Source organism: Vreelandella sp. L-15, assembly GCF_056857635.1.
The window spans coordinates 1-18,128 of sequence record NZ_JBSXNN010000091.1; the positions used below are offsets into that span (position 1 = coordinate 1).

The 18,128-nt window shown below is 58.4% G+C and carries 16 protein-coding genes; 10 read left to right on the top strand and 6 right to left on the bottom strand.

The window, feature by feature from the left end:
- Window positions 1-103: 103 nt before the first annotated feature.
- Entirely contained in the window at window positions 104-1,564 is a 1,461-nt protein-coding gene (locus AC13CY_RS13420; protein ID WP_483052662.1) for a glycoside hydrolase family 32 protein, read from the bottom strand.
- A gap of 154 nt (window positions 1,565-1,718) precedes the next feature.
- Between AC13CY_RS13420 and AC13CY_RS13425 the strand changes: the two genes are divergently transcribed.
- The 6 genes from AC13CY_RS13425 to AC13CY_RS13450 are packed head-to-tail and all read left to right on the top strand — an operon-like array spanning window position 1,719 to window position 6,945.
- Entirely contained in the window at window positions 1,719-2,456 is a 738-nt protein-coding gene (locus tag AC13CY_RS13425) for a FadR/GntR family transcriptional regulator (RefSeq protein WP_172514378.1), read from the top strand.
- 31 nt (window positions 2,457-2,487) lie between these two features.
- Window positions 2,488-3,636: a galactonate dehydratase gene (gene dgoD / locus AC13CY_RS13430; protein ID WP_172514377.1), complete on the top strand. Its 1,149-nt coding sequence runs from the start codon at window positions 2,488-2,490 to the stop codon at window positions 3,634-3,636.
- A gap of 26 nt (window positions 3,637-3,662) precedes the next feature.
- On the top strand, window positions 3,663-4,433 hold the full coding sequence (locus AC13CY_RS13435; protein ID WP_172514376.1) for an SDR family NAD(P)-dependent oxidoreductase: 771 nt from the start codon (window positions 3,663-3,665) through the stop codon (window positions 4,431-4,433).
- Window positions 4,430-5,401 carry a 2-dehydro-3-deoxygalactonokinase gene (locus AC13CY_RS13440; RefSeq protein ID WP_172514375.1) on the top strand — a complete coding sequence of 324 codons (972 nt, stop codon included), beginning with the start codon at window positions 4,430-4,432 and terminating at the stop codon, window positions 5,399-5,401. The genes AC13CY_RS13435 and AC13CY_RS13440 overlap by 4 nt, the downstream gene beginning before the upstream one ends.
- A gap of 42 nt (window positions 5,402-5,443) precedes the next feature.
- Entirely contained in the window at window positions 5,444-6,049 is a 606-nt protein-coding gene (locus AC13CY_RS13445; RefSeq protein ID WP_159341835.1) for a 2-dehydro-3-deoxy-6-phosphogalactonate aldolase, read from the top strand.
- Window positions 6,049-6,945, top strand: a complete 897-nt coding sequence (locus AC13CY_RS13450; protein ID WP_172514374.1) for an SMP-30/gluconolactonase/LRE family protein — start codon at window positions 6,049-6,051, stop codon at window positions 6,943-6,945. Before AC13CY_RS13445 ends, AC13CY_RS13450 begins: the two co-directional genes overlap by 1 nt.
- Window positions 6,946-7,029: 84 nt before the next feature.
- On the opposite strand, the gene AC13CY_RS13455 is transcribed toward AC13CY_RS13450, so the two are convergent.
- From AC13CY_RS13455 to zwf, 4 genes are all read right to left on the bottom strand, one after another.
- Window positions 7,030-8,625, bottom strand: coding sequence for a solute:sodium symporter family transporter (locus tag AC13CY_RS13455; protein ID WP_474791480.1), 1,596 nt, complete (start codon window positions 8,623-8,625; stop codon window positions 7,030-7,032).
- A 249-nt stretch (window positions 8,626-8,874) separates the two neighbouring features.
- Complete coding sequence (locus AC13CY_RS13460; RefSeq protein WP_044629369.1) at window positions 8,875-9,537, bottom strand: bifunctional 4-hydroxy-2-oxoglutarate aldolase/2-dehydro-3-deoxy-phosphogluconate aldolase; 663 nt, start codon at window positions 9,535-9,537, stop codon at window positions 8,875-8,877.
- A 42-nt stretch (window positions 9,538-9,579) separates the two neighbouring features.
- Complete coding sequence (pgl, locus tag AC13CY_RS13465) at window positions 9,580-10,245, bottom strand: 6-phosphogluconolactonase (protein WP_044629370.1); 666 nt, start codon at window positions 10,243-10,245, stop codon at window positions 9,580-9,582.
- A 1-nt stretch (window position 10,246) separates the two neighbouring features.
- Window positions 10,247-11,740 (bottom strand): glucose-6-phosphate dehydrogenase, encoded by a 1,494-nt coding sequence (gene zwf, locus AC13CY_RS13470; RefSeq protein WP_062360298.1) that lies wholly within the window; start codon window positions 11,738-11,740, stop codon window positions 10,247-10,249.
- A gap of 325 nt (window positions 11,741-12,065) precedes the next feature.
- Between zwf and malE the strand changes: the two genes are divergently transcribed.
- Window positions 12,066-13,631, top strand: a complete 1,566-nt coding sequence (gene malE, locus AC13CY_RS13475; protein ID WP_483052663.1) for a maltose/maltodextrin ABC transporter substrate-binding protein MalE — start codon at window positions 12,066-12,068, stop codon at window positions 13,629-13,631.
- 197 nt (window positions 13,632-13,828) lie between these two features.
- A complete protein-coding gene (locus tag AC13CY_RS13480) occupies window positions 13,829-14,860 on the top strand; it encodes a LacI family DNA-binding transcriptional regulator (protein WP_044629384.1) in 1,032 nt (343 codons plus the stop codon).
- Between the two features lie 14 nt (window positions 14,861-14,874).
- Here the strand turns inward: AC13CY_RS13480 and gap are convergent, their stop codons facing one another.
- Window positions 14,875-15,879: a type I glyceraldehyde-3-phosphate dehydrogenase gene (gap, locus tag AC13CY_RS13485; RefSeq protein WP_044629385.1), complete on the bottom strand. Its 1,005-nt coding sequence runs from the start codon at window positions 15,877-15,879 to the stop codon at window positions 14,875-14,877.
- Window positions 15,880-16,122: 243 nt separating this feature from the next.
- Between gap and pyk the strand changes: the two genes are divergently transcribed.
- Window positions 16,123-17,589, top strand: a complete 1,467-nt coding sequence (gene pyk, locus AC13CY_RS13490) for a pyruvate kinase (RefSeq protein WP_172514367.1) — start codon at window positions 16,123-16,125, stop codon at window positions 17,587-17,589.
- Between the two features lie 54 nt (window positions 17,590-17,643).
- A complete protein-coding gene (locus AC13CY_RS13495) occupies window positions 17,644-18,120 on the top strand; it encodes a methylglyoxal synthase (RefSeq protein WP_044629387.1) in 477 nt (158 codons plus the stop codon).
- Window positions 18,121-18,128 lie beyond the last annotated feature (8 nt).

Consider the following 18,128-nt stretch of genomic DNA (forward strand, 5'->3'; position numbering starts at 1 on the left):
GCAACGGCTGTTTGCTCAAGGCCGAAGTGTTTTCTACCCCCTCTGGAGAAGAGCGCCAGACGCCGAGGCACGAATACCAGACTTGTTCACCTCCTCAGGAGGACTATGCCGATGACACGCCGGAAAATGGGGAGACCCTAGCCAACGTCACCGGTTGACGGCGATGATCGACAAAGCTAACCTGAGTGATGCTGCGCTGTTCGGTGGCCCCGTCGACCAACATTTCCAGCGTGCCGTGATCGCACCACCACGTTACCGTCACCGTTAACCCATCGACGCTGCCTGCCGCGTGGTCGCAGGCAAAGTGCTCATCAAAGGCGGCCTGACCGTTACTCCCTTGACGCTCATAGTGTAGCGACGCTGTTGATTCGCCTGCGGTCAGCCATAGCCGCTGCTGATAGCCCTGCTGCAGCGACAGCGCCAGCCTTGTGCCTGCTTTAAGCACCAGCGTCAGCTGGCCGTAAACCGCCGCGCCCTCTGGCAAAGCAATGCAGTGCTCCCCTGCCGTTTGAAGCGAGCGAGGCGATAGGCGGCGAGGGGCGCTGAGCGCTTGAGCTGCTTCGCGAGCAAAGCGCTGTCGTAACCGCACCCCACGAGAAGTCGCACGCAGCGTCAGCTCTCGCGGCAGGCTCATGGTGCCCCGCCAGCCCGTTTCGGGGGCATGATTGGCGTACTGCCAGTTGTTCAACCACGCCAGCGCAAGCTGCCGCCCGGGGGTATTCGACCAGCTCTGCACCGCGTAGAAATCCCGCCCTTCGTCCATCATCAGCACGGCGTCAGAAGCGTTGTCATTGGTGAAACGCTGGCCGTCAAACTCGCCGATAAAGTACTGGGTAAACGAGCCAAACGGGTTATCCGGCGTGGCGCCAATCCCCACCACCAGCACCCAGCGCGTGGCGGGCTCATCCGGCCCAGCGCCGTCAACCGGCAGCTCAAACAGATCCGGACACTCCCAGGGGTGCTGGGTATGCGCGCCCTCGCCTTCGCCAAAGGCGCTGGCAAACTGCCACTCCAGCAGGTTGTGGGAGGTATAGAAGTGAATCTCCTGCCCACAGGCCAGCGCCATTACCCAGCGCTGGCTAGGGCCATGCCAAACCACTTTAGGGTCGCGGAAATCTTTAAACCCAGGCGGCGGCAGAACCGGATTCCCCTCGTAACGCTGCCAGGTACGGCCCCTGTCGCGGCTATACGCCAAGCACTGGGACTGCTGGTAATCCTCCGGGTCATCAGAGAGCACCCGGTGGCAGGTGTAAAACGCCAGGAGCCCCGGCTGGCCCTCGAACAGCCCCGTCATATCGTGCTCATCGACCACGGCACTACCCGAAAAGCTGGCACCCTCTTCATTGGGTGCCAGCGCAATGGGTAAATGCTGCCAGTGGCACAGATCACGACTGACCGCATGCCCCCAGTGCATTGGCCCCCAGACGGTACTGAACGGGTGGTACTGATAAAACAGATGGTACTCGCCCTCGAAAAACACCAGCCCGTTGGGGTCGTTCATCCACCCCATCGGGGGAGTAAAATGCAGCGCAGGGCGCTGAGGCTCAAAATCCGCTAACGTCATGCTTAAAACCTTAACTTAATCGTTTAAGTTAGCGTATCACGACTGCTTGCTTTTAAGCCTTCATCCAATAGCCGCACAGGCGACTATTGGCTGACTTGTTAAAATGTCAGACATTTAATAGACTTTTTTCAAACTATTCCAAAGAGAGTTACCTATGTCGCTGAATGCTTTACCGCCTCACTCCGGCGGTGCCATCAATTTAGCGCGCCTGCTAGCCAGAGCGCTGCTGGCGGGAACATGGCAACCAGGCGAGCTGTTCCCCAAAGAGATGGACATCAGCAACCACTTTGGCGTCAGCCGTAATCAAGTCCGCAACGCCCTAGCCAGTTTGACGGCTGCCGGGCTTATAGAGCGTACGGCAGGCAGAGGAACGCAAATTCGACAAATGAGCGATTGGCACTTGCTCGACCCGCTGATGAGCGAATGGATGACCGGGCTAACCAACCTAGATCCCGAGCTGATCCGCGCCATTTACGCATTTCGTTTTTCGGCGGAACCGGTCGTGGCCAGTTTGGCGGCACTAGCCGCCAGTGAAGACGACCTCGATCGTTTGCGAGCCGCTTTTGAAGGCATGAAGCGAACGGCAACGGACCCGGCGGACCGCCATCAGCACGCGGAATACGACGTGATGTTCCACGATGCCACCTACAGCGCTAGCCACAACCTTGTATGGCGGCAAATGGGGCACCTGTTACGCCCCTCAATCATGGCGTTGGTGCACGGCTCCCAACACCAAACCAGCACGCTTGATGACAGCTTAGCGAGGCACCAGGCCGTTTTAGACGGCATCGTCCATCGCGACCCGGAAGCCGCGGCGGCGGCGGCCAAAGAAGTCCTACGCCGTACGGCAATCGATTTAGGCATCGTCAACGAACCTTCCTTCACTCATTAATCACTTATCTGCTAGCAAAGGTAGAAGATCGATGAAAATTACCCGTTTAAAAACCTGGCAAGTGCCGCCCCGCTGGCTTTTCCTTAAAATCGAAACCGATGAAGGGTGCTACGGCTGGGGCGAGCCAGTCATTGAAGGGCGTGCCGCCACGGTAGAAGCCGCCGTGCACGAGCTAGCCGACTACTTGATTGGTCAAGACCCTCACCGGATCGAGCACCTATGGAACACCATGTATCGCGCGGGGTTCTACCGCGGCGGCCCAATTCTAATGAGCGCCATTGCAGGGATCGACCAAGCGCTATGGGATTTAAAAGGTCGCGATCTGGGCGTGCCCGTCCATCAACTCTTGGGCGGTGCCGTGCGCGATAAGATGCGGATGTACGCCTGGACCGGGGGCGACCGCCCAAGCGATGTGGGCGCGGGTGCTAAAGCCCTGGTGGAGAAAGGGTTCACCGCTTTCAAAATGAACGGCACGCCCGAGCTACAAATCGTCGACTCCCACCGCAAAGTCGATGAAGCGGTCGCCCGAGTCGCAGAAGCGCGGGACGCGGTAGGGCCTGACGTGGGAATCGGCATCGACTTTCATGGCCGCGTACATCGGCCAATGGCGAAAGCGCTACTACGCGAACTGGAGCCGTTTCACCCCATGTTTGTTGAAGAGCCCGTGGCTCCCGAACACCTACCCTGCTTAAAAGATATCGCCGGAGGCCTTGGCTACCCGCTAGCCACTGGCGAGCGCTTGCACACCCGCTTCCAGTTCCGCGACCTGCTGGCAGACGGCATGATCGATATCGTGCAGCCGGACATTTCCCACTGCGGCGGCATTAGCGAAGGGCTAAAAATTGCGGCGCTCGCCTCTTCCTACGACGTTGCCCTAGCGCCCCACTGCCCGCTGGGCCCTCTTACCCTAGCCGCCTCTCTGCAGTTGGATGCGGTGAGCCATAACGCCTTTATCCAGGAACAAAGCATGGGGATCCACTACAACCAGGGCAACGATGTGCTGGACTACCTCGTGGACAAAACGGCGTTAGCCATTGAAGACGGCTTTTGTGCCATTCCACAAGGCCCCGGGTTAGGCGTGGAAATCGATGAAGCCTTTGTCGAAGAGCGGGCCAAAACCGGGCACCGCTGGCGCAACCCCGTGTGGACCCATGAAGACGGCTCAATCGCCGAGTGGTAACCCTTCGCTAGCAAATGGAGAGCAGCATGAGCGACCCGTTGAACACTATGTTATTTAGAGACTTAGCTGGCAAAAGCGTGTTTATTACCGGCGGCGGTAGCGGTATCGGTGCCGCACTGACCGAGGGCTTTCTAGCCCAAGGGGCAAAGGTAGCGTTTGTGGGGCTGACGGACGCCAGTGAATTTTGCACTGCCATGGAAGCGACCTACGGCGTTCGCCCGCTATTCATCAAGTGCGACATTCGTAATGTCGAGGCGCTTAACAGTGCCATCGAGCAAGCCCGCCAAGCGCATGGCCCCATCAGCGTCTTGGTCAACAATGCCGCGCGGGACACCCGTCACCGGCTTGATGAGTGGAGCGTGGCGCAGTGGGACGAATCCATTGCTACCAATCTGCGCCCGCACTTTTTCACCGCCCAGGCGGTGGCGCCGGATATGCGCGCGTTAGGCGGCGGTGCCATTATCAACCTCTCATCTAACAGCTATTTGCTCGGGTTGAGCGGCTACCCCACCTACGTGACTGCCAAAGCGGGCATCATGGGGCTCACCAAAGCGCTTGCCCGGGAGCTTGGCCCCGACAGCATCCGGGTTAACTGCCTGATTCCAGGCTGGGTGATGACCGAGCGCCAGAAAGAACTCTGGGTAAACGATGCCGACCTTCAAGAGTGCCTGGATCAACAGTGTTTGAAAGAGGCGATTCCCGTCGATGACATGATCGGGCCTTGCCTGTTTTTGGCCTCTAACGCATCGCGCATGATGACCGGGCAAGAACTCATCGTGGACGGAGGGCGCTTATGAGCAGCGCCCTCGATCAACGCCTAGCCTGGGTTGCCGCAGATTGGGGGTCCAGCAATCTTCGCGTCTGGGGGCTGGACCAGCACGATCAAGTCATTGCCCAGGCCAGTAGCGATAAGGGAATGCTCGCGTTAGCCCCAGCGCAGTATGAAGCTGAGTTACTGCGCCTGATCACCGACTGGCTGCCCGCGAACCGCCAGGTGGATGTAATGGTGTGCGGTATGGCGGGGGCACGCCAAGGCTGGCTGGAAGCCGCCTACCTACCAGTGCCCACGCCCCTTCATCAGTTGGGCATGGGAGCGGTGACGCCTCAACTGGCTAGCCAGCAGCTGCGTGTTTATTTACTCCCCGGCTTGAGCCAAACCCGCGCCAACGCTACCCATTTCGATGTCATGCGCGGCGAAGAGACCCAACTGGCGGGCTTGCTGGCTGATCACCCCCGCTTTTCAGGCCTCGCCTGCCTGCCGGGCACCCACTCCAAATGGGCACACCTGGAAGCGGGAACGGTTAGCGGTTTCAGTACCTACCTAACAGGGGAGTTTTACCAGTTGCTGGCGCGTCAATCGGTGTTACGGCACTCCATCGGCAGCGACGACCTGGATGATGAGATGGGCCGTGACGCCTTCGTGGCAGCGGTGCGTGAGAGCTATGAGGAACCAGACGCCTTTAGCAGCCGCCTGTTTGGCCTACGCGCACAGGACTTGCTGGACACCGAACTACCCAGCGATGCCCCACGACACAATCTCCTAGCGGCAAGGCTTTCGGGCTTGGTGATTGGATTAGAACTATCCGGTGCATCCCGCCAGTATGCGTCAGATGCCCCCATTACGCTGATTGGCAATCACGCCCTTTGCCAGCGCTACACGTTGGCATTAGACACCATCGGCCGCCCTGCTCAGCATCTGGACGGCAGCACCGCCGTACTGGCAGGCCTAAGCCTTGCCCACCATGCGCTCAAGGAAACGGCTTAACGCTGCCCTTGCTGGCCGAACCGATATATGGAGAAATCGCCTATGTCACTGCCCTTAATCGGTATTCTGCGTGGGGTCACCCCCACCGACGTTGTTGAGATTGCAGACGCGGTGCTTGCCGCCGGTATTACTCAGATTGAAGTGCCGCTGAACTCCCCCGAACCGTTAGACAGCATCCGTTTACTGGTTGATGCCTTTGGCGAACGCGCCGTAATTGGTGCCGGGACGGTCTTAACCACCGCTCAAGTGCGGGATGTTCACGCCGCTGGGGGCCGTTTGATCGTATCGCCCAACTGCCGCCCGGCTGTCATCGAAGAAACCCATCGGCTTGGCATGGCCAGCTGGCCGGGCATCGTCACCCCCTCTGAAGCGTTCGATGCATTGGACGCCGGCGCTACCGGGTTAAAACTATTTCCAGCGGTCCAGGTGGGTCTAGAAGGCATGAAAGCAGTCCGCGCGGTACTGCCCAAAGGGACGCTGCTATATGCCGTGGGCGGCGTAGGGGTGGATAACTTTGCCGAGTGGCGCACTGCTGGCGTGGACGGTGCGGGCCTTGGCAGCGCGCTGTATAAACCCGGCCAAAGCGCCGCTCAAGTAGGACAACAGGCACAGGCGCTGGTCGACGCTTGGCAGGCAGCGAGGCAATGATGAGTCCAAACGAGCATACCCCAACCTGGCAAGCGGAGCTGGCTCTTGATTGCCGTTGCACACTAGGCGAAGGCCCACAGTGGGACGCAGCGAACGAGCGGCTCTATTGGTGCGACATTCTTGAGCAGCAGCTGCACTGGCTAGCCCCTGCCAGCGGGAAGAGCGGCCAGTATGCGCTCGATCACAAAATCTCGTTGGCTACTCCGCTCCATACCGGCGGGCTGCTGCTAGTGGGCGAAGACCGCTTGAGCCACTTCGACCCGCACGGTGGAACGGTCACGCGATGGGGAGATTTCGAGACCGACAATCCGATTACTCGCAGCAATGACGCCCGCGTGGATCGCCACGGCAGTCTGTGGCTTTCCAGCATGGGTAAGGCTGCCGAACCGGGGGCCGGGGCACTGTATCGCTTGCATCGCGGCGAACTGACACGCTTACGCACCGGGCTAACCATCCCCAATGCCCTCTGCTTCTCGGCAGACGGCCACTTTGCATGGTTTACCGATACGGCCACAAGCGTCGTGATGCGCTGGAGGCTAGACAGTGAAGGCTGGCCCCAGGGCAACCCAGAGCCTTGGGCAGACTTCTCCTCTACCTTGGGCAATCCCGATGGCGCAGTCGTCGATAGCGAAGGCTGCCTATGGCTAGCGCTGTGGGGAGCTGGACAGGTCGTGCGCTTGAACCCTGATGGCGACATCGTTGGTCGCGTTGAGCTGCCTGTGAGTCAACCCTCGTGCCCGGCCTTTGCTGGCCCGGGACTGACGACGCTCTATATCACCACCGCGCAAGAAGGATTTAGCGCTGAGCAGTTGGCCAAAGAGCCCACCGCTGGCTCGCTTTACATGGTAGACACCGGTATTGCGGGGCTTGCAGAGTTGCCCCTACGTCTGACTTGACAAGCCAACAGCCTAAAACAGAAGGCCCCGCTAACCTAAGCGGGGCCTGTTCGCTTTAGCGTTCAGCGTTGCCAATGTTAGTTTTTAACCGGCAAAGCTGATGTACATCACAATGACCAGCACCACCAACACAATCCCGGCAGGCACGGCGCCTTTCCAAGGCGTTAGATCCACATCGCCGCTATGCTCCTGAATCCAGTCGGTCTCGCGGGGGCGCAGTTTGCCGATGATCAGCATCACAGCCACCAGCAGCACAAACACCAGCGCCACAAAGTGGAACTCATGCATTACCTGCGGCAGCAGCGTGAACGGCGGCACGAAATAGCCTGCCGCAATCAGCAAGCAGCCACCGACCAACGCTATCTTGGCCGCCATGGGCGGTACTCGCTTGGTTAACAGCCCCACCAGCACAACTGCCAGAATGGGGATGAAGTAGATTGCGTTCATCTTCTGCAGATAGCCGAACAGGCTCTCCTGGCCCGCCAGCAGCGGCGCGATAATCATGGTAATGACGGCCATGATCCAGCCAAACACCTTACCGGACTTCACCACCTGCGCTTCACTCGCGTCTTTATTTAATACGCCCTTATAAATCCCCAGACTGAAAATCGTCGTGGTACTGTTCAGTGCCGAGTTAAACGACGACAGAATGGCACCCACCATTACGGCGGCAAAGAAGCCGGTCAGGTAAGGAGGCAATACGTTAAATACCAGATGACCATACGCTTCGTCAGCACGTACGCCCTGATCGGCATACAAGTGATAAGCGATGATACCCGGCAGCACTAGATACAGCGGCCCCAGCAATTTAAAGAGACCGGTCAGCAGTACGCCTTTCTGCCCTTCGGCTAGGTTCTTGGCGGCAAAGGTTCGCTGGATGATCTGCTGGTTGGTGCTCCAGTAGAAGAGGTTGATCAGGAAGACGCCGGTAAACAGGGTGAAGAACGGCACCTGCTGTTCAGGGCCACCAATCGAATTCAGCTTATCTGGGTCACTCTCTTTGAGAATATTCCAACCTTCCATCACGCCGCTGCCATCACTGACCGCCTGCAGGCCGAAATAGACGATGACGAAACCGCCAATCAATAGCCCCACGCCATTCAGCGTGTCGGATACGGCGACCGTGCGCAGCCCGCCAAACAGGGCATAGATGGCCCCAATAATGCCAACAATCCATACCGTCAGCCAAAGCAGCGTGTTGGTCGACTCGATGCCTGTTAGCCCTTGAAGGTCGAGCATTCCCTGCAGGCCGATGGCGCCTGAATAGAGAATGATGGGTAGCAGAATCACTGCGTACGCAATTAGAAAAATGATATTGGTGATTAGCTGCGTCGTTTTATCGAACCGAATTTCGAGTAGCTGAGGCAGCGTCGCAATACCACTTTTCAAAAAGCGCGGCAGGAAAAATAACGCCAGGGCGACCAGAGCAATCACCGCCACGACTTCCCAGGCCATGACGCTTAACCCATCGGCAAACGCCGCACCGTTAAGCCCCACCATCTGCTCCGTAGAGAGGTTGGTCATTAACAGTGAACCCGCGATGAGCGGAAAGGTGAGCGTCCGCCCTGCTAGGAAATAGCCGCTAGTGCTGGAGTGATCGTCGCGCCGAGTGATGCGCCACGTAATGAAGGCGACAAGCCCTGTGAAAAACAGGAACGACGCCAGGGTCAACATATGCATGCTCGCTTTCCTCTTTGTAGAAAGAACGCGTCATTTTCGAGACGCGCGCGAAATGTCTGACATATCGAAACCTCATCTTAGTTGACGCGAATATATCGACGTTATTCGTCTTTAGTTGTACTAAAGGAACACAAAAAAGCCCGAGCATGGCGACATGCTCGGGCAAACGCCTTGCTCACACGACCCGACATCAGTGAGGCAAGTGACGAGAGTGCTCGGTACTGTGTTTTACATAAGTGGTGGAACCGTTTAGTGGTGGAAACGCTCCGCTGCTTGGCGGGCCAGTTCGCGAATGCCGTCCCAATCTTCGGCATCGACCATGGCTTTCGGCGTCAGCCAAGAGCCGCCGACACACATCACGTTGGGTAGTGACAGGTAAGATTCAGCGTTATCAACGGTAATACCGCCCGTGGGGCAGAAACGCGCTTCAGGAATTGGCGCGCCGAACGCTTTGATCGCCTTGGCACCGCCGCTGGACTCTGCCGGGAAGAACTTGAAGCGGCGGTAGCCGTACTGCCAGCCGGTCATCAGCTCAGAAATGGTAGAAACGCCCGGCAGCATCGGCACCGGGCTCTCTACGCCGTAGCGGTAAAGCGCGTCGGTGGCACCTGGCGTAACGACGAAATCAGCGCCGACTTGCTCGGCTTGGCGATATTGCGCGGGCGTCAGCACGGTGCCGACCCCAATGCTGGCACCCGGTAGCGCCTCTTTCATGCGCTTGATGGCTTCCAGGGCGCAGTCGGTACGCAGGGTAATTTCCAGCACGGTCAGGCCGCCTTCGACCAGAGCTCGGCCCAGCGGCACGGCGTCTTCCAGGCGCTCGATGGTGATCACCGGGATCACTTCGGCTTTTAGGCAAATGCTGTCTAGCTCGGCGGTGCGCGTTGAGGGAAGCTGTTTATCGATGGTCATCAGTGAGTCTCCAAGCAAATTGTTATTGGCGAAGGCGGTTTATTAGGGCGCCCAGTAGATCGCCAGCGGGCAAGATAGAAACGCGCGAATCGGCAGCGTGCGAACATCGTCACCACCCATGGCGTTGGCCAATACGGCACGCTTATCGTCGCCGGTGATATGTAGAATGTGGCGCTTCGCCTGATGCAGGCGGTCCGCCGAGAAGGTAATACGCGGCTGCGGCTGGCTGGGGGTGCGCACGGCCACTAGCGGCTCATCGGTAGAAAGCGCTAGGCCCAGCTCTTGGCTATCGGGGAACAGCGAAGCCGTGTGGCCATCGCCGCCCATGCCTAAAATGACGACGCTCGCGGGCCAGGCAAGTCCTGCCGTTGCTTCTGCCACCGCTGGCACGCCCTCTTCCGGGGTGCCAGCGTCCGAGGTGAGCGGCACGAAGTTAGCCGCCGCCGCCGGGCCCTGCAGCAGGTTCTCGCGCACCAGCTTGGCGTTGCTGTCGCTGCTTTGCTCATCTACCCAGCGCTCGTCGGCCAGGGTGATATCTACCCGCGCCCACTCCAGCGGCTTTTGTGCCAGCGCCTTGAAAAACGGCACGGGCGTTGAGCCACCGGAGACCACCAGCAGCGCACGTGATTGGTTGACAAGGTCATCGGCTAGCGCCTGATAGACGGCTTCCGCTAGCTGCTCGGCTAGCGCTTGACGTGCTTCGCTCATGTTAATAATCCTCGTACCAGCTGCGGCCATCCTGGGTAATCATGGCAATAGAGGCGACCGGCCCCCAAGAGCCTGCCGGGTAGCGGCGCGGCGGGGTTTCGCGTGCTTTCCAGCCGCTGATGAGCTGGTCGCACCAGCGCCACGCGTGCTCCACTTCATCCCGGCGCACAAACAAGTACTGCTGGCCTTTCATGACTTCTAGCAGCAGACGCTCGTAGGCATCCGGGATACGCGATTTCGGGAAGGCGCTGTTGAAATCCAGGTGCAGCGGGCCAGGGCGCAGGCGCATGCCTTTATCCAGGCCGCTATCCTTGGTGAGCACCTGAAGGGCAATGCCCTCTTCCGGCTGCAGGCGGATAATCAGCTTGTTGGAGGCGATGCCGCGCTGGTCCGGATCAAAGATGTAGTGCGGTTGCTGACGGAAATGAATGACGATTTGCGACAGTTTCTCCGGCATCCGTTTACCGGTGCGCAGATAGAACGGCACGCCAGCCCAGCGCCAGTTGGACACTTCGGTCTTCATGGCCACGAAGGTTTCGGTCTGGCTCTGGGTGTTGGCACCCTCTTCTTCCAGGTAGCCCGGCACAGCCTGGCCATCGCTGGTACCGGCAATGTACTGGCCACGCACCACGTCGCGGCCCAACGCTTCGCCGGTAAACGGCTTCAGCGCCTTGAGCACTTTTACCTTCTCGTCACGGATGGCATCGGCATCCAGGTTGGAAGGCGGGTCCATGGCAATCAGGCAGAGCAGTTGCAGCAGGTGATTCTGCACCATATCGCGCAGCTGGCCCGCATCATCAAAGTAGCCCCAGCGGCCTTCAATACCCACTTTTTCGGCGACGGTAATCTCGACGTGGGAGATATGGTTCTGGTTCCACTGGGTGCCGAACAGCGGATTGGCAAAGCGCAGGGCGATCAGGTTTTGAACCGTCTCTTTACCCAGGTAGTGGTCAATGCGATAAATGCGTGATTCAGGGAACACGGCACCGATGGCGTCATTGATCTCTTCTGAAGAGGCCAAGTCATAACCAATCGGCTTTTCCACTACCACGCGGGTATCGTCATCCAGGCTGTTGCTGGCCTGGAGATTGCGGCAAATGTCGCCATAAATACGCGCGGCGACGGAGAGGTAGACCACCATTGGGCGCTTGCTGCCTTCGCGCCACTGGCGAATGGCGTCGTAGCCCTCTGCGGTGGCAAAGTCGAGCTTGAGATACTCTAAGCGGTTCAGGAAGCGTTCAAGGCTTGCCTTGTCCTGCTCCTCTTTTTTCAGGCGCTTCTGCAGCGCGCCCTTGACCAGCTGACGGAACGCGGCAGTGTCGTGCTCCTGACGCGCCAGCCCCATGATCCGCGTGCTTTCGGGCATTAAGCCTTCGCGGTCAAGATGATACAGCGCAGGAAACAGCTTGCGCATGGCAAGGTCGCCTAGCGCCCCAAAAAGCGCTAAATCAATAGCGTGATTCGGATCGCCCAGCGGGGCATGTGACTGGCTCATCTCAACTCCTGTTTATAATTAGGCCGTCTAATGTAGTTAGATTACCTAAAATCTATCTTATATGAGGCATTATACGCAATAATTCGTGTAATTTTACTACAAAATATTATCGCCTGCTGCCCTTTCCGGTGGGTTTTACAACGACGATGTCGCGCCCTGACCGCCTACGCTTCTACCTTTACTCTACGCCCCTTGGATACGCCACCCCTCCTCCCCCCAAGGAGGAGGTGGCCTTGCGCTGAATTAGAGACGCTGGCAGTGAACAAAGCACGTCCAACAACGAACGTGCCCGACAACAACAACGTCACAACGAGGTATGCACATCATGGCAATGGTTCGTCCATTTTTCACGCCGCTGCTCGCCGCTACGCTAGCAGCCACCGCCACACTCCCCGCCTTCGCCTTTGAGGATGACCGTTTAACCATCTGGATGGGCGACAATAAAGGCCAGGAAGGCATCCGCGCGGTCGCCGACCAGTTCTTAGAAGAGACCGGCATCGAAGTGGAAGTTGTGTTTCCGGACAACCTGACCGACCGCTTCCAGCAGGCGGCAGGCAGCGGCCAAGGGCCGGATATCGTGATTTGGGCCCACGACCGCATGGGTGAATGGGCACAGAGCGGCCTACTCAAACCGATTGCACCCAGCGACAGCTTCCGTGAAGCGTTCTACGACTTCACCTGGGAAGCCTCGCTGTGGAACGGCGATACCTATGCCTACCCGATTTCCGTGGAATCCCTTGGGCTGATTTACAACAAAGCGCTGGTGGAAACACCCCCCGAGAGCTTTGCCGAACTGATGGAGCTGGACGCCACGCTGGCTCAAGAAGGCAAGAAAGTCATCCTGTTCGATTACAGCGAACCCTACTACGGCTGGACGCTGCTAGCCGCCAACGGCGGCTACCCGTTCAAGCAAACCGATAGCGGCTATGATGTCAGCGACATTGGGGTCAACAATGCCGGTGCCCTACAGGGGGCCGAGCTGCTGGTGGAGCTGATCGAGAGCGGCGTGGTGCCCCGGGGCACCGACTACAACCTGATGGATACCCGCTTCAACCGGGGCGAAGTCGCCACCATGATCAGCGGCCCCTGGGCGTGGCCCAACCTGGAGCGCAGCGGCATCGATTATGGCGTGGCGCTGCTGCCCCGGGTAGGCGACGAGCGCGCCCGACCGATGTTTGGCGTGACGGCCGCGATGATCAACTCCGCCACGCCCAACGACTTCCTGGCGGTGGAGTTTTTAGAGAACTACCTGCTCAGCGAAGAGGGTATGCGCACCTTCAACAGCGATGGTTCGCTGGGTGCGGTTGCCCATATCAACTATCAGGCGGAGCTGGCGGATAACCCCAACATTGCCGCTACGCTGGAAAACGCCGAAGTGGGCATGCCGATGCCCAACATTCCTGAAATGGGTGCGTTCTGGGCCGCCATGGAGCCAGCGCTGCAAAAGTACCAGCGTCCGGCCACCAAGTTCGTCGCCGGCTTTATTGGCTCGCCCACCATGAACTTTATGCCCGCCGAGCTACTGAGCGGCACCGCCGACGGCTGCCGAGTGAAAGCGGCGGGAGTGGGAGAAGTATCATTGCCCCAAGCGGGCGACGCTTACTCGAAAGGCACCTCGCTCACACTTGGCGTGCGCCCCGAGCACCTTCGCCTGGAAGCGCCTCAGGGCGATAACTGCTTTGATATCGTCAACGTTGAGTACCTGGGTAACGAAGTCTACGTGTATCTGGAGCCGAAAGAGGGCTCTACCTTGCTGATCCATCGCAGCGAAGCGCCCAGCCAGTGGCAAGAGGGCCAGCAGGTATCGCTGGTACCGGATACCGAGCATGTACATCTGTTCGACGAAAGCGGGGCCGCGTTAATCCTCTCTGCTACACGCACAGCAGCTTAAATACTGCTAGAAAGCCCCATCACGGCCTTGGCTGGGTGAAACGTCTTCCCAAAGAGTGTAGTCGTCACACCATCAAGGCCGTTATTCTTGTGCACTACAAGTTAATAATTAGCCTGCGCTGTATATGTGTCAGGCACGCACCCTCTCCGCTAACGTTCTTCACCTGTTTAGGAAGCACCGTGACCGCCCCTCGCCGAATGACCCTAAAGGATCTTGCGCTCGAACTCGGCGTCTCAACCGCGACGATTTCCAACGCCTTTAACCGACCCGACCAGCTCTCCCCGCTACTGCGCGACCGCATTCTTAAGGAAGCTAAGCGGCTGGGGTATAGTGGACCCGACGCCAAAGCACGCAGCCTGCGCACCGGACGCTCCAGCATCGTGGCGGTGATTCTGGCCGAAAGCCTGACTTACAGCCTGAACGATGCCGTGGCCAGTGAGTTTCTCTCTGGCGTGGCTGAAGTGCTGGATGCCCACGGCCATACCATGCTGTTATTACCGGGCCGAGGCCATGCTTCCCAGCCACCCGGCTCGGCTAATATCGCCGATGGATTTATCGTTTACGGGCTGATGCCCAACAATAAACTGCTGAACGAACTGTCCTCTCAACGCCCTTTGGTGTCGGTAGACTTCGATATCGACGGCAGCCCTACCGTGCACATCGATGATCGTGATGCCAGCTACGCGATGGCAACCCATGCGCTTAAGCAGCGCCCTCTTCGGCCTGCCATTATCAACCTGCGTTTAACTAAAGAGCACTGCAATGGCCGGGTGACCAAAGAGCACACGATGCTGCCCGACAGCAGCACGATCAGCCGAGCACGCCTGGCCGGTTTTCATGCCGCGCTCACCGAACATGGCTTTGATACCGAACAGGTTCCGCTGTGGAATATTGAAGAGAACGTATTTGACGTGTGCTCGCCGGTGATTACCGAGATCATCGATCTGCCCGCTGAGCAGCGTCCAGATCTACTACTATGCATGTCAGACCGAATTGCACTCACTGCGCTAACGCTAGCAGAGCAGCGAGGCATTCACGTCCCAGGGGAGTTACGAATTACCGGCTTTGACGGCATTGCCGAAGGGCAATATCGTGCCCCACGCTTAACCACCGTACGCCAGGACAGCGCAGGTAAAGGACGCGTGGCGGCCAAAATGATTTTAGGCCGAATACCAAAAACCCAGCAGCTGCTCAAAACCGAGCTGCTGCTGGGCGATACCTGCCCTTAAAGATCAAACAGGCGTTATTTGGCGGTTTTCTGCATCGCGATGGCGGTATCCAACATACGGTTGGAGAAGCCCCACTCGTTGTCGTACCACGCCATGATCTTCACCAGACGACCATTAACGCGAGTATGGTTAGCGTCAAAGGTAGACGAGTGCGCATCGTGATTGAAGTCGATAGACACCAGCGGCTGGGCGTTGACGGCCAAGACCGGGGAGTTTGCGGCGGCTTTCTCGACAATCGCGTTGATCTCTTCTTTGGTGGTATCACGACCCGCAGTAAAGGTTAGATCCACCAGAGAAACGTTGATCACCGGCACGCGCACGGCCAGGCCATCGAACTTACCCGCTAGCTCCGGCAGTACCAAACCCACGGCTGCCGCCGCGCCGGTTTTGGTCGGAATCATGGAGTGGGTGGCACTACGCGCACGGTAGGGGTCGGAGTGATACACATCCGACAGGTTCTGGTCGTTGGTGTAAGCGTGAACGGTAGTCATCAGGCCGTTTTCGATACCGACTGCATCGTTCAGCGCTTTAGCGACCGGAGCCAAGCAGTTGGTGGTGCAGGAAGCATTTGATACCACGGTGTGCTCGGCGGTCAAAATGTCGTCATTCACACCGTAAACGATAGTGGCATCCGCATCCGGGCTAGGCGCAGAAATCAGTACGCGCTTTGCGCCTGCAGCAATATGCTTGGCCGCCGCTTCGCGCTTGGTAAACAGACCGGTACACTCCATGACGAGGTCAATATTCATAGAGGCCCAGGGCAGGTTGGCCGGATCGCGCTCAGAAGAGATCACAATACGATCCCCATCCACGCTGATGCTCTCTGCATCGTGCTCGACCGCAAATGGGAAATGGCCGTGAACGGTATCGTGGCGCAGCAGATGGGAGTTTAGGGAAGGGTCGCCCAGATCGTTAATCGCAACCACCTGAACGCGATCACGGTAGCCATTTTCGTACAGCGCACGCAGTACGTTACGGCCAATCCGTCCAAATCCGTTAATGGCAACTCTTATTGTCATGGTAGCACCTCAATCAAGCAGTGGTCGTAGATGGCGTATCCAGTAAAAAAATTACTAAAAATACGTATTTAGTCACCTATAGGCCGATTAAAACCTGCCATAACCGCCCCTAAAGGCTAATAACTATCCAATATGTAGTAAAATTACTATATAAAGGCTATCGTAGTCCAATACTTAATCAACGATTCATCAGCCCTTTTTATAGTCTATGTTCAGCCCACGCTGCTCATTAGGAGTACCACTATGACACGCGCAACGTCCCCAACCCCCCTTCGTCGTACCAAAATCGTCGCCACGCTTGGCCCAGCCAGTGACCGCCCCGGGGTGTTGGAAGCCATGCTAAAAGCGGGCGTTGACGTGGTGCGGCTGAATTTCTCCCACGGCTCTGCTGATGATCATCGCCGCCGCCTCACCGAAGTACGCGAGATTGCTCAGCGCTTAGGCCGCAGCGTAGCGGCACTGGGCGACTTGCAAGGCCCTAAAATTCGCATTTCCCGCTTCAAAGAAGGCGCTATCCACTTAGACATCGGCCAAGTGTTTGTGCTCGATATGGCTATGGATGCCAATAGCGGCACCGCCGAACGCGTCGGCTGCGACTACAAAGCGCTCATCGATGACGTCGCCCCCGGCGACCGTCTGCTGCTGGACGATGGTCGCGTCGTGCTGGACGTCACGTCTATCGTTGGGCAAGAAGTTCACACCCGAGTTCACGTGGGTGGCAAACTGTCCAACAATAAAGGCATCAACAAGCAAGGCGGCGGCCTTTCCGCCCCAGCGCTGACCGATAAGGATAAAGAAGACCTGAAAACCGCCATCGAGATTGGTGTGGATTACCTCGCCGTTTCGTTCCCACGCAGCGCCGCCGACATGCAGGAAGCGCGTGCTCTACTGGGCGACGAGGGCAAAGAGATCGGGCTGGTGGCGAAATTGGAGCGTGCCGAGGCCGTTGCCAACGACGAAACTCTAGACGCCATCATCGAAGCGTCAGAAGCAGTCATGGTCGCTCGCGGCGACCTGGGCGTAGAGATTGGCGATGAGGCGCTGATCGGCACGCAAAAGCGCATTATCAAGCATGCTCGCTCACTAAATCGTGCGGTGATTACGGCTACGCAGATGATGGAGTCGATGATCGAATCGCCGCTCCCTACCCGTGCGGAAGTCTTCGACGTGGCTAACGCCGTGCTCGACGCCACCGATGCGGTGATGCTCTCTGCGGAAACGGCGGCAGGTGACTATCCGGTGGAGACCATCGAAGCCATGGACCGCGTCTGCCTGGGTGCCGAGCGGGAGCGCATTGCTCAAGCCTCCGGCCACCGCATCCATGAAGGCTTCGAGCGGATCGATGAAACCATCGCACTTTCCGCTATGTACGCTGCCAACCACCTGACCGGCGTACGCGCCATTGCCTGCATGACCTCCACCGGCTACACGCCGCTGATTGCCTCGCGCATTCGGTCGGGCCTGCCAATCGTAGGCTTGGCCCATAGCCCCATCGCCCAGCGGCGCATGGCGCTTTACCGCGGCGTGGTCTCGCTTCCATTCGATACCACGCACATGGAGCCGACCGAAGTGAACCAGGAAGCCATCAAGCTGCTGAAAGCCCATGGATTGGCACGCCCAGGTGAGCATGTCATTCTTACTCGCGGCGACCATATGAATGCCCACGGCGGCACCAATACCATGAAAGTACTGGCCGTTGACGCCGAGTAACTAACCGCCTCGCCGCACTATCAATAATAAGCGAATGACCAGGAGAGCCATGCCATGAACGATGCCCGCCCACCCCGCCAAGCCGTGCGCACGCTGCAACCGCGCAAGCGTATTGCGCTGATTGCCCACGATGGCAAAAAAACCGAGATGCTGGAGTGGGCGACGCGCTGGCAAGACACACTCAGCCAGCACACGCTGATTGGCACAGGCACTACCGCCGGGCGGCTGAAAACCGCCCTGGGGCTAGAAGTGGAAGGCTTAATGAGCGGGCCGCTAGGCGGCGACCAGCAGATCGGGGCGCGTATCGCCGAGCAGCAGCTCGACGTATTGATCTTCTTTTGGGACCCCTTTGCACCGCAGCCCCACGACCCGGATGTGAAAGCGCTGCTGCGCCTTGCCGCGCTATGGAACGTGCCGGTGGCCTGTAATGCGGCCAGCGCCGACTTTCTGCTCTCCTCGCCCTATCTTAGCGAACGATATGATATGTCGATTCCAGACGCCAACGCCTGGGCACAGGCACGCACGGTATAGACCGGGCG